8 protein-coding genes are annotated in these 11,184 nt (G+C 64.1%); 1 reads left to right on the forward strand and 7 read right to left on the reverse strand.

The window, feature by feature from the left end:
• Positions 1-20 precede the first annotated feature (20 nt).
• Together AC1DOX_RS03350 and AC1DOX_RS03355 are read right to left on the reverse strand one after the other, a co-directional pair.
• A complete protein-coding gene (locus tag AC1DOX_RS03350; RefSeq protein ID WP_441620401.1) occupies positions 21-956 on the reverse strand; it encodes a DMT family transporter in 936 nt (311 codons plus the stop codon).
• Positions 953-1,960 (reverse strand): histone deacetylase family protein, encoded by a 1,008-nt coding sequence (locus tag AC1DOX_RS03355; RefSeq protein WP_441620399.1) that lies wholly within the window; start codon positions 1,958-1,960, stop codon positions 953-955. Before AC1DOX_RS03355 ends, AC1DOX_RS03350 begins: the two co-directional genes overlap by 4 nt.
• Before the next feature lie 477 nt (positions 1,961-2,437).
• Here AC1DOX_RS03355 and phaP1 point away from each other — a divergent pair, with 477 nt between their 5' ends.
• Positions 2,438-3,016: a TIGR01841 family phasin PhaP1 gene (gene phaP1, locus AC1DOX_RS03360; protein ID WP_092138146.1), complete on the forward strand. Its 579-nt coding sequence runs from the start codon at positions 2,438-2,440 to the stop codon at positions 3,014-3,016.
• Between the two features lie 435 nt (positions 3,017-3,451).
• On the opposite strand, the gene AC1DOX_RS03365 is transcribed toward phaP1, so the two are convergent.
• The 5 genes from AC1DOX_RS03365 to aceE all read right to left on the reverse strand — a co-directional run bounded on the left by AC1DOX_RS03365 (position 3,452) and on the right by aceE (position 10,925).
• Entirely contained in the window at positions 3,452-3,658 is a 207-nt protein-coding gene (locus AC1DOX_RS03365; RefSeq protein WP_441620397.1) for a helix-turn-helix domain-containing protein, read from the reverse strand.
• A gap of 88 nt (positions 3,659-3,746) precedes the next feature.
• Entirely contained in the window at positions 3,747-5,537 is a 1,791-nt protein-coding gene (gene lpdA / locus AC1DOX_RS03370; protein WP_477101387.1) for a dihydrolipoyl dehydrogenase, read from the reverse strand.
• Between the two features lie 39 nt (positions 5,538-5,576).
• Positions 5,577-6,206, reverse strand: coding sequence for an Ntn hydrolase family protein (locus tag AC1DOX_RS03375; protein ID WP_092138148.1), 630 nt, complete (start codon positions 6,204-6,206; stop codon positions 5,577-5,579).
• A gap of 168 nt (positions 6,207-6,374) precedes the next feature.
• A complete protein-coding gene (gene aceF, locus AC1DOX_RS03380; protein ID WP_477101388.1) occupies positions 6,375-8,045 on the reverse strand; it encodes a dihydrolipoyllysine-residue acetyltransferase in 1,671 nt (556 codons plus the stop codon).
• A 192-nt stretch (positions 8,046-8,237) separates the two neighbouring features.
• The gene (gene aceE / locus AC1DOX_RS03385) at positions 8,238-10,925 is read right to left on the reverse strand and encodes a pyruvate dehydrogenase (acetyl-transferring), homodimeric type (RefSeq protein WP_092138150.1); all 2,688 of its coding nucleotides are present in this window, start codon (positions 10,923-10,925) and stop codon (positions 8,238-8,240) included.
• Positions 10,926-11,184 lie beyond the last annotated feature (259 nt).

Here is an 11,184-nt window from a genome sequence, read left to right on the forward strand (position 1 = left end):
GGCGGCGTCCTGCCGGGCCGCTACCGGCGGATAACCAGCGCGACACCCGCAACGGCGACCACCATGCCCGCCGCGGCTAGCGGCGAGAAACGCTCGCCAAACAGCAGCCAGGCCATTACGGCGGTCGTCGGTGGCGTCAGGTACATCAGACTGGAAACCTTGGTCGCCGCACCCTGCCGGATCAGCACGAACAGCAGCGAGATGGCGCCGATCGATAGCGCCACGACGGACCATAAGAGCGCACCCGCCATCGCAAGGTTCCAATGCACCTCACGCGTTTCAAACAAAAACATGAATGGCAGACACGCCACTGCCGATGCCGCGAACTGGATCACCGAGCCCATGCGCAGATCGAACACCGGGCAGAAATGCTTCTGATAGAGGGTGCCGAACGTGATGGAGACCAGCGCACCGACGGCCAGCACCAGGCTGGCGGGCGACAATCCCGTCGCCGTGAGCTTGTTGGCAACGACCAGGCCCACGCCAGCCAGCCCGATCAGCAGCCCGATCCATTGCCTGCCACTCACGCGTTCACCCATGCGACTGACAAAGAGTGCCGTCAGCAGCGGCTGCATGCCAACGATCAGCGCCGACAAGCCGGCGGGCATGCCGAGCTTCACGGCCGCCCAGACGCCGCCAAGGTAGCCCGCCTGCAGGAACAGCCCCGCCACGGCGATATGGCCGACGCGCGCCCAGTCAATGCGTGGGCCATCGGCTGCCTGCCGCTGTGGCAACGGCACGCGCGCAAGCAGCACGAACGGCACCATCAGGATCAACACCCCGACAAAGCGCAGGAAGAGAAACGTCATCGGCTCGGCATAGGGCATGCCGTACTTCGCGACGATGAAGCCCGTACTCCAGATCAGGACGAACAGCGCGGGCATGCCAGCCACCCATAGGCGCGCGCCCGTGGAGATATCGGCGTTGCTGGGTCGGGTCGTTGCGCGCGAACTCATGACGCCGCCGTCGCCAGGTTGGACGAGCCCGGGGGAAAACCGGCGGAGCCTTCGGCAACGACGTCCGCGGAGATACCTGGAGCGCGGCTGTCAGCGCCCACAGTCCGGTAGCGCGCGTGATAGTGCGCAGCCAGTCCAACGGTCTGCGTGTGAACAGCCACCGTATCCTCGATCTGATTGCCATAGCCACCTGCCATCGCCACGGCAATGGGGAGGCGGCGCGCCAGCGCGGATTCGAAGACGATCGTGTCGCGCCGCGCTAGGCCTGCCAGGGTCAGGCGCAGCCGCCCGAGGCGGTCGCCCTCGTGAGGGTCGGCGCCGGCCAGGTAGATCAGGAGCTCAGGATTAAAGCGTGCATAGAGCGCGTCGAGCGCGGACACCAGCGCGTCCGCATAGCCGTCGTCGTCGCACCCATCAGGCAAACCCACATCCAGGTCGCTGGCCTCCTTGCGGAAGGGGTAATTCTTCTCGCCATGCAGCGACAGCGTGAAGATTGTCGGGTCGTCGCGCAGGATGGACGCGGTGCCATTGCCCTGGTGCACATCGAGATCGATCACGGCGACGCGGCGCACGCGCCCATCGCGCTGGAGCTGGCGGGCTGCAATCGCGCCATCGTTGAAGACGCAGAAACCGCCGCCCTTGTCGGCGTAGGCATGGTGGGTGCCACCGGCCAGGTTCACTGCAACACTCTCTTCCATGGCCGTCCTGCAGGCGGCGATCGTGGCGCCCGCTGAGCGCCGCGAGCGCTCCACCATCTCTTGGGACCACGGAAAGCCGATCTCTCGCTGGCGTGCGGCGTCAAGCCGTCCGGAAGACACTTCCGCGATGTAGTCGGCCGTATGGGCCAGCCGCAGTGCATTGTCGTCCGCCCGCGGGGCTTCCCGCAGTTCGATGCCCGCGACCTCCCGCACCACCGCATCCCGCAGCATGCTGTATTTGCGCATCGGGAAGCGGTGCCCCGGCGGCAACGGCAAGACAAAGTGGTCGGCGTAGAAAGCTAGCATCGATGGCGGTCGGCTTCGGGGTAGCGACGAGATGGGACATCAGGATTCGAGGCAGGAATGCCTGATCCGGCCCGGATAAGTGGCGGGAGATCCCCATTCGCCGACCGGGCAGTCTGGGATAGTAGCATCGCCACTCAAAGCACGTTCAAGGCACCCCATCAGCGCGGCAATTCTCGCGTCGCACCAACCACGCCATATCAGGATAAACCCTTGCCCCATGCGGGATACGTGGACATTACTGCCCATAGAAGGGTGCAAACCGAAGGACATTTTGTGCACCGCACCAAAACCGCTTGACACGGTTCGAAGTTTCTCTAGAATTGGAATTGTTGCGGCGCACCAAAGGTTTCTGGCCTCGGATCGACCGCAAACGAACATACGCTCGGGCTCGGCTACGACACAAGTCATGGCTTTGACATCTGGGCGGCCTAATTTTCTATTTTGCTTGACCTTGAAGTTCACCACTGGAGACCAGCAATGATCCTGACCCCGGAACAAGTTGCAGCCGCACAAAAAGCCAACCTGGAGACCCTGTTCGGTCTGACCACCAAGGCATTCGAAGGCGTCGAAAAGCTTGTCGAGTTGAACCTGCAAGTGGTCAAGGCCACCTTCGCCGAAAACGTCGACAACGCCAAGAAGGCACTGTCCGCCAAGGACGCCCAGGAACTGCTGGCCATTCAGGCCTCCCTGGTGCAACCGGTTGCCGAAAAGACCCTCGCCTACACGCGTCACCTGTACGAAATCGCTTCGGAAACCCAAAGCGAATTCACCAAGGTGGCTGAAGCCCAACTGGCCGAAGGCTCGAAGAACGTGCAAGCGCTCGTCGACAACTTCGCCAAGAACGCCCCGGCCGGTTCGGAATCGACCGTCGCGATCGTGAAGTCGGCCATCTCGGCCGCCAACAACGCGTACGAGTCGGTCCAGAAGGCCACGAAGCAAGCTGTGGAAATGGCCGAAAGCAACTTCCAGGCTGCCGCCACCGCCGCGACCAAGGCTGCCCAGCAAGCTAGCGCCACGGCTCGCACGGCAACCAAGAAGCCGACGACCACGGCCTAAGCTGTAGAAGTCGCAAGCTGTAACAGGCAAGACCAGCGAACCGGCTCCGGCCGGTCCGTTGGCAAAGCGCCCCGCTCCAATGGACGTTTTGCCAACGGTGGTGAAGATGGGAATCCGATGCATCCAGGTCCCGCCTTCGCTGCGTGCCGATGTCTCCTCGGTACCCCGGTCTCCTTAGATTCCAAAGGTATCGTTCAAGCCCGGCCCTGAAAGAGGGTGCCGGGTTTTTTTTGGCCTGGTCGACGGGCACGCAGCGCGAATTCCCGCCTCCCCGCTAGCATCCCAGGCTGAACGCCCCTTCCCGTTCTCACCCAGATTCACGCCCCTTCCAGCCAGCCTTTACGGTCGCCAAGAATGCCTAGCGGTTAGTTGCCAAGCTGACATGAAAACAGCCCGCCATCTGAACTGACCCCCTGAAGTTGGACAGTTGATTGGCTAGGCCAGAGAGAGCTTGAACCGGGCGCTGTAGCGGGTGTACTTCTTCCTAAGTCCCGCCCTGCCATGCGTTTGATAGCTCGCTATCCAACGGCGCACCATCGAATAATCCACGTCGTACCGTAGCGCGACGACTTCAACGGCGTTGCGCCCAGACAGAGCTTCCTTTACCACTTTGAGCTTGAACCGCTCATCGTACTTCGCCATGAAAAACACCCCAAAGGTTGGATCGGTGTCCAACTTTTGGGGTGCAGTTCAATCAGGCGGGCTGTTTCGTTTCGGCGCGATCCGGTTCTCAGCGCTTGCGCGGGGGCGGCACGTCCGTGCAGACGCCCTCGTAGATCTCCGCGGCCATGCCAATCGACTCGCCCAGCGTCGGGTGCGGGTGGATCGTCTTGCCGATGTCCACGGCATCCGCACCCATCTCGATGGCCAGACAGACTTCGCTGATGAGATCGCCGGCATGCATGCCTACGATACCGCCGCCGATGATGCGGTGGGTTTCCTCGTCGAAGATCAGCTTGGTGAAGCCCTCGTCGCGACCATTGGCGATGGCACGGCCCGAAGCAGCCCAGGGGAACGTGCCCTTGCTGTACTTGATGCCCTCCGCCTTGCACTGCTCTTCGGTCAGGCCAGCCCAGGCCACTTCCGGATCGGTATAGGCCACCGACGGAATCTGCTTGACGTCGAAGTAGGCCTTCTCGCCATGCGCCGCTTCCGCGGCCACGTGGGCTTCGTGCACGGCCTTGTGCGCCAGCATCGGCTGACCAACGATGTCGCCAATTGCGAAGATGTGCGGCACGTTGGTACGCAGTTGCTTGTCGACGTCGATGAAGCCGCGGTCGGTCACCGCCACACCAGCCTTCTCGGCACCAATCTTCTTGCCGTTCGGCGTGCGGCCCACCGACACCAGCACGGCGTCGTAGCGCACCGGTTCAGCCGGTGCGGCCTCGCCTTCGAACTTCACGTAGATGCCGTCCGGCTTGGCTTCCACGCCAACCGTCTTGGTCTTCAGCATCACGTTGTCAAAGCGATGCTTGTTCATCTTGTCCCAGACCTTGACCAGGTCGCGGTCAGCGCCCTGCATGAGGCCGTCGAGCATTTCCACCACGTCCATGCGTGCGCCCAGCGTGCTGTACACGGTGGCCATTTCCAGGCCGATGATGCCGCCACCGATCACGAGCATCTTGTTCGGGATGTCGCGCAGTTCTAGCGCGCCGGTCGAATCGAAAATGCGCGGGTCTTCCGGGATGAACGGCAGCTTCACGGCCTGGCTGCCGGCGGCGATGATCGCCTTTTCGAAGCGGATCACCGTCTTCTTGCCGGTAGTCGCCTTGCCGTCGCCCTCGGTTTCCTGCACTTCCAGGTGGTGCGGATCCAGGAAATTGCCGATACCGCGCACGACCTGCACCTTGCGGGCCTTGGCCATGCCGGCCAGGCCGCCAGTCAGCTTGCCGACCACAGTTTCCTTGTAGTGACGCAGGCCGTCCAGGTCGATCTTGGCTTCGCCGAACAGGATGCCGTGCGCTGCCAGGGCCTTGGCCTCGTCGATCACGGCCGCGTTATGCAGCAGCGCCTTTGACGGGATGCAACCCACATTCAGGCACACGCCGCCAAGCGAGCCATAGCGCTCGACCAGCACGGTGTTCATACCCAGGTCGGCCGAGCGGAAAGCGGCCGAGTAGCCACCGGGGCCGGCGCCCAGCACGAGCATGTCGCACTGGATATCGGCGCTGCCGCTATGCGTTGCCGCAGCCGGAGCGGCCGCCGGCGCAGCGGCTGCCGGCGCGGGGGTCGGCGCTACCGGAGCGGGCGCTGCGGCGGGGGCCGGTGCGGGCGCAGCGGTTGCGCCGGCTTCCACCGTGCAGATCACCGTGCCCTTGGCTACCTTGTCGCCAACCTTGACCTTGACGTCGACGACCTTGCCGGTGGCCGATGACGGCACGTCCATGCTGGCCTTGTCGGACTCCAGCACGATCAGCGATTGTTCTTCCTCGACCGTGTCGCCGGCCTTGACCAGCACCTCGATCACTTCCACCGCGTCGAAATCGCCGATATCCGGCACCTTGACTTCGATCACACTCATGCTTTTCCTCCTGGGATGCGCGCCCTGCCCGCCCGCGGGTCAGGCCGCGCCTTCGTTGTTGGTTGCCGCGTCGCCACTGGCTTGCGCCGGCGACGGCTGCGCCTGCAGCCGCACGGTATGCACGTCGATTGGTCCTGCCGAACTCTTGTCGAACTCCACTCCCGCATCCACTCCGATCCGCGCGATGGCGCCAGCGTCCATGTCGGGCCGGTCGTAGACCGCATGCATGGCCCCGAGCGCATAGTTGCGGCCCGAGCCGATGCCCCAGAAACGGTCGAACGAAAACACCTCGCGGTAGGAATAGACACCGAAGATGCCGCCCGGATTGGCGATCAGGCAGACAATCTGCGATGACTCGTAGGGGTCGTCCTCGTCTTCCTTGGTGTTGATGAAGTACTCGTTCTTGAGCCGCTCATGCACCTTCAGGAAGGTCCGGAATACGTCGTCGCGCGTGAGCAGCCGGCATTCCTCGCCCATGCCGGCCAGCAGGCTGCGCATGACCGGGAAGTGCGCCGTCGTGCCGGCGAGCGCGACAAAGCTCTCGCCTACCGGAAAGACCTTCTGGTTGCGCTCATAGGCACGCGACAGGCGCGTGTCTCCGAAGGTGACCAGAGCGTCCGCCGCGATCGCCACTTCGGCACCCTTTCTGACGACAACGCAGGTAGTCATGGATCACCTCCACTCGTCACGCTGCAGTTCGCACACCGGCGGTGCCGGTGTGCAGTGCGGTTGCTTCAAGATGAAGCGGAGCGGTTCTGGCTGGACGCGCGGCCACGGACTGCAAAAGTGGTGCGGCAAGGCCGCGCAACGACGCCAGAATCATCTTCAAGCGACCGCTTACAGCAGGATGCGGCGGAAGTCCGCCAGAAGCGCCGCGAAGTACGTGTTGAAGCGGGCTGCCTCGGCGCCGTCGATCACACGGTGATCCCACGACAGCGACAGCGGCAGCGTCAGGCGCGGCGCAAACTGCTTGCCGTCCCAGACCGGCTTCATGTACGACTTGCATACGCCCATGATGGCCACTTCCGGCGCATTGATGATCGGCGTGAAGTAGGTGCCACCCAGACCGCCCAGCGACGAGATCGAGAAGCAGCCGCCCTGCATCTGGTCTGGCTTCAGCTTGCCGTCGCGGGCCAGCTTGGCCAGCTCGCCCATTTCCTGGCTGATCTCGAGCACGCCCTTCTTGTCGGCGTCCTTGATCACCGGCACGACCAGGCCGTTCGGGGTGTCCGCGGCAAAGCCGATGTTGAAGTACTTCTTCAGCACCAGGTTGTCGCCGTCCAGCGAGGCATTGAAGTTCGGGAACTTCTTCAGCGCCGCGACCGTGGCCTTGATCATGAACGCGAGCATCGTGACCTTGATGCCGGACTTCTCGTTTTCCTTGTTCAGCTGGACACGGAAGGATTCCAGTTCAGTGATATCCGCCTCGTCGCAGTTCGTGACGTGCGGGATCATGACCCAGTTGCGGTGCAGGTTGGCACCGGAAATCTTCTTGATGCGCGACAGCGGCTTGCTCTCCACCTCGCCGAAGCGGGTGAAGTCAACCTTCGGCCACGGCAGCAGGTCCAGGCCGACGCCCGAGCCACCCATTGCGGCGGCTGCCGGTGCGGCGGTCTGGCCGCTCATCACACCCTTGACGAAGCCCTGGACGTCTTCCTGGGTGATCCGGCCCTTCGGACCCGTACCCGGCACGCGCGACACATCGACGCCGAGTTCGCGGGCGAACTTGCGGACCGACGGACTGGCGTGCGCGGCCTTGCCGGTGACGCCCTGTGCGGCCGGCGCCGGGGCGGGAGCCGCCGGAGCCGGGGCGGCAGCTTTCGCAGCCGGGGCCGGCGCCGGAGCGGCGGCAGCCGGGGCCGGCGCGGCGGCCGGTGCGGCTGCGGCGGCACCAGCGGCACCAGCGGCACCTGCAGCTTCCAGGATCAGGATCAGCGTGCCTTCAGACACGTTGTCACCGACCTTGACCTTCACTTCCTTGACCGTACCGGCCTGCGGCGACGGCACGTCCATGGTGGCCTTGTCGGATTCCAGCGTTACCAGCGCGTCTTCTGCGCTGATGGTGTCGCCCGGCTTCACGTGGACTTCGATCACGGGTACGGCGTCATAGTCGCCGATGTCCGGGACCTTGACTTCGACCGTGCCGCCACCAGCGGCGGCAGGCGCCGGAGCCGGCGCGGCTGCGGGGGCCGGAGCCGGTGCAGCGGCGGCCGGGGCCGGGGCGGGAGCCGGCGCAGCGGCGGGTGCCGGGGCGGCGGCAGCGGCGCCAGCCGGTTCCAGCATCACCAGCACGGAGCCTTCAGCCACGTTGTCGCCCACCTTGATGCGGACTTCCTTGACCGTGCCAGCCTGCGGCGACGGTACGTCCATGGTGGCCTTGTCGGATTCCAGCGTCACCAGTGCGTCTTCCGCATTGATGGCGTCGCCCGGCTTGACGTGGACTTCGATGACGGGAACGGCGTCGTAGTCGCCGATATCCGGCACCTTGATTTCAATCGCTTGACTCATTAAGTGTCTCTCCTGGGCAGCCGGCACACACGTCAACACACGACGAACGCAAGCGGCGAGGTTACTCTGGCCGCACGCATCTGTCACGCTGCCGCGCATCACCTGCGCCGCGTGGCGCCACCGGCAACCGGGGGCGCCCGCGGCGCAGCGGGTGCCGCACTACGGGGGGTTCAGGCGTCGGTATGTACGGAATCAGACCGACATCGGGTTCGGCTTGCTCGGGTCGAGGTTGTACTTCTTGATGGCTTCGGCCACCTTTTCACGACCGATCGCGCCTTCGTCGGCCAGCGCCTTCAGCGCCGCCAGCGTCACCCAGTGGCGATCCACTTCGAAGAAGTGGCGCAGCTTCTCGCGGGTATCCGAGCGGCCGAAACCATCGGTGCCCAGCACCACGTAGCGGCGCGGCACGAACGGACGGATCTGCTCGGCGAATGCCCGGATGTAGTCAGTGGAAGCGATGACCGGACCGCGCACGCCCTTGAGCTTCTGGGCGACGAACGATTCACGCGGCGTCTCCGTCGGATGCAGCAGGTTGAAGCGCTCGGTGGCCTGGCCTTCGCGGGCCAGTTCGGTGAAGCTCGGGCAGCTCCACAGGTCCGATTCCACGCCCCAGTCCTTCTTGAGCAGTTCGGCGGCGGCGATCACCTCGCGGAAGATCGTGCCCGAACCCAGCAGCTGCACGCGCGGCGCATTGCTGTTTTCCACGCCCTTGCGGAACTGGTACATGCCCTTGACGATGTCGCGTTCCACGCCAGCCGGCATTTCCGGATGCTCGTAGTTCTCGTTCATCACCGTCAGGTAGTAGTACACGTCTTCCTGTTCGGCGTACATGCGGCGCATGCCATCCTGCATGACCACGGCCAGTTCGTACTGGAACGTCGGGTCGTACGAAATGCAGTTCGGGATCGCGGCGTGGAACACGTGCGAGTGGCCGTCTTCGTGCTGCAGGCCTTCGCCGTTCAGCGTGGTCCGGCCCGAGGTGCCGCCCAGCAGGAAGCCGCGCGAGCGCATGTCGGCAGCGGCCCAGCAGAGGTCGCCGATACGCTGGATGCCAAACATCGAGTAGTAGATGTAGAACGGGATCATCTGCACGCCGTGCGTCGAATACGACGTGGCGGCGGCAATCCAGTCACACATGGCGCCCGCTTCGTTGATGCCTTCCTGCAGCACCTGGCCAGTCTGCGATTCCTTGTAGAACATCAGCTGGTCGTGATCCTGCGGCACGTACTTCTGGCCTTCCTGGTTCCAGATGCCGACCTGGCGGAACAGGCCTTCCATGCCGAACGTACGCGACTCATCCGGCACGATGGGCACCACGTGCTTGCCGATCTGCTTGTCCTTGAGCAGCGTGTTCAGGATCCGCACGAACGCCATGGTCGTGGAAACCTCGCGGCCTTCGCCGGTGGCCTTGAGCAGCGCGTCGAACGCGGTCAGCTCGGGCACGGGCAGCGGCTCGGCCTTGAGGCGGCGGGCCGGCAGATAGCCACCCAGCTCCATGCGGCGGGCGCGCATGTATTCCAGTTCCTTCGAGCCTTCCTCGAACGTGAGGTACGGCACGTCCTCGATCTTGTCGTCCGGCACGGGGATCGTGAACTGGTCACGGAAGGCGCGGATGGCTTCCACCGGCATCTTCTTCTGCTGGTGCGCCACGTTCATGGCCTGGCCGGCATCGCCCATGCCATAGCCCTTGATGGTCTTTGCCAGGATCAGCGTCGGCTGGCCCTTGTGCTCGCTGGCGGCCTTGTAGGCGGCGTAGATCTTGTGCGGGTCGTGGCCGCCGCGGTTCAGGCGCCAGATGTCGTCATCCGACCAGTCGGCCACCATCGCCTTGAGTTCCGGCGTGTTGAAGAAGTACTCGCGCACATAGGCGCCGTCCTTGGCCTTGAAGGTCTGGTACTCGCCGTCCACGCATTCCATCATGCGCTTCATCAGCAGGCCCTTGGTGTCGCGCGCCAGCAGGGAATCCCAGCGGCTGCCCCACACGACCTTGATCACGTTCCAGCCGGAACCTCGGAATTCCGATTCCAGTTCCTGGATGATCTTGCCGTTGCCGCGCACCGGACCATCCAGGCGTTGCAGGTTGCAGTTGATCACGAAGACCAGGTTGTCCAGCTTCTCGCGGCCGGCCATGCCGATCGCGCCTAGCGATTCCGGCTCGTCGGTTTCGCCGTCGCCCAGGAATGCCCACACCTTGCGGTCGCCGGCCTTGGCCAGGCCACGGCTGTCCAGGTACTTCATGAAGCGGGCCTGGTAGATGGCCATGATCGGGCCCAGGCCCATCGACACCGTCGGGAACTGCCAGAAATCCGGCATCAGCCACGGGTGCGGGTAGGAAGAGATGCCCTTGCCGTCCACTTCCTGGCGGAAGTTGTCGAGCTGTTCGGTGGTCAGGCGGCCGAGCAGGAAGGCGCGCGAATACACGCCCGGTGCCGAGTGGCCCTGCACGAAGACCAGATCGCCGCCGCTCGCTTCCGACGGGGCGCGCCAGAAGTGGTTGTAGCCCACGTCATAGAGCGTGGCTGCCGAGGCAAACGAGGAGATGTGGCCGCCGACGTTGGTGTGCTTGTTGGCGCGCAGCACCATGGCCATGGCGTTCCAGCGCGTGTACGAGCGGATGCGGTGCTCGATGTCCTGGTCGCCGGGGATGCGGGCCTGCTGCTCGACCGGAATGGTGTTGATGTACTGCGTCTCCGCGTGGAACGGCTGGGTGACGCCGTTCACGCGTGCGTATTCGATCTGCTTTTCGATCAGGAACGCGGCGCGCTGCGCGCCTTCCGCGTTCAGGACGCCCTGCAGGGCATCCAGCCATTCATGCGTTTCCTGGGGATCTGCGTCGTTGGCGCTGCTGGCGCCGAGGATCTGCTCTGGTACAGCTGACATGACTGTCTCCTGGTGAATTCCTGCCCGGCGCCCGCAGCATGAGCGGGTCGATTCGGCCGGTGTGACGATGATGACGTCGCGGCGGGTCCATGCCTTGCCCTGGCATCGGTCTGGCCAGAGCCGGATCCTTGTCCCGGATCCTCGCGTCCGGCAGGCATGTGGAGCCCGCCCGCATTGTTCGGTCGAAGCGATTCTATGGAAGCACAGCAGCGGCTGACAAGTGAAATTTTCAGATTACGGTGTCGTTTTTTATAATGCG

The sequence above is a fragment of the Cupriavidus sp. 01L415 genome (assembly GCF_056400065.1).